1 protein-coding gene is annotated in these 1,161 nt (G+C 63.7%); it reads right to left on the reverse strand.

Annotation, left to right across the window (positions count from 1 at the left end; translation table 11 throughout):
* A complete protein-coding gene (glf, locus tag AC1AUD_RS13695) occupies positions 1-1,155 on the reverse strand; it encodes a UDP-galactopyranose mutase (RefSeq protein WP_476574931.1) in 1,155 nt (384 codons plus the stop codon).
* Positions 1,156-1,161 lie beyond the last annotated feature (6 nt).

Here is a 1,161-nt window from a genome sequence, read left to right on the forward strand (position 1 = left end):
TTATTTGTTGAGCATGGGGGCGATGTGTTCGTCGTATGCGGTGAGGGCGGTGTCGATGACTTGGTGCATGTCGTAGTACTTGTAGGTGCCGAGGCGTCCGCCGAAGACGGTGTTGGGTTCGGCGGCGGCCTTGGCTTGGTAGCGCGCGTAGAGCTCCTTGTCGGCGGGCGTGTTGACGGGGTAGTAGGGTTCGTCGCCGCGCTGGGCGAAGCGGGAGTATTCCTCCCACACCACGGTCTTCCCGTGGTTCTGGGAGTCGCGGCGCTCGGGGTTGAAGTTCTTGAACTCGATCGCGCGCGTGTAGGGCACGTCCGGGTCGGAGTAGTTCATCACGGGGCAGCCGAGGTGGTCGTCCTCGTCGTAGCGGACCTCCTTGAAGTCGACGGTGCGCCATTTGAGCTCGCCGAGCTCGTAGTCGAAGTAGCGGTCCACGGGGCCCGTGTAGACGACGGGCACTTGGCCGACCAAGGCACGCTTGTTGAGCGGCTGGGATTCGTCGAAGAAGTCGACGCCCAGGGTCACGTGGATCCTGGGGTCGTCGATCATGCGCTCCATCCACTTGGCGTACCCGTCCTTGGGCAGGCCCTCCCATGTGTCCTTGAAGTAGCGGTTGTCGTAGTTGAGGCGGACGGGCAGGCGTTTGATGATGTCGGCGGGCAGGTCGGCGGGGTCGGTCTGCCATTGCTTGCCGGTGTAGTTCTTGATGAACGCCTCGTAGAGGGGACGTCCGATCAATTGGATGCCCTTGTCGTTGAGGTTGGCGGGGTCGGTGCCGGCGAGCTCGCCGGCCTGCCGGTCGATGAGGGCCCTGGCCTGGGCGGGGGTCATGTGGGCGTGGAAGAACTGGTTGATGGTTCCCAGGTTGATGGGCAGGGGGTAGACCTCGCCGTCATGCGTGGCGTAGACGCGGTGCACGTAGTCGGTGAACTGGGTGAACCGGTTGACGTACTCCCACACGCGCTGGTTGGACGTGTGGAACAGGTGGGCGCCGTACTTATGGATCTCCGCGCCCGTCTCCTCGTCCATGTACGAGTACGCGTTGCCTCCGATATGGTCGCGCACGTCGATGACCTCGACCCGCGCCCCGGCCCTCTCGGCCGCCTGCTGGGCCACCGTCAGACCGAACAAACCCGCACCAACAACCACCAAATCCACGCCATT

This window comes from Bifidobacterium sp. LH_730 (genome assembly GCF_056355835.1).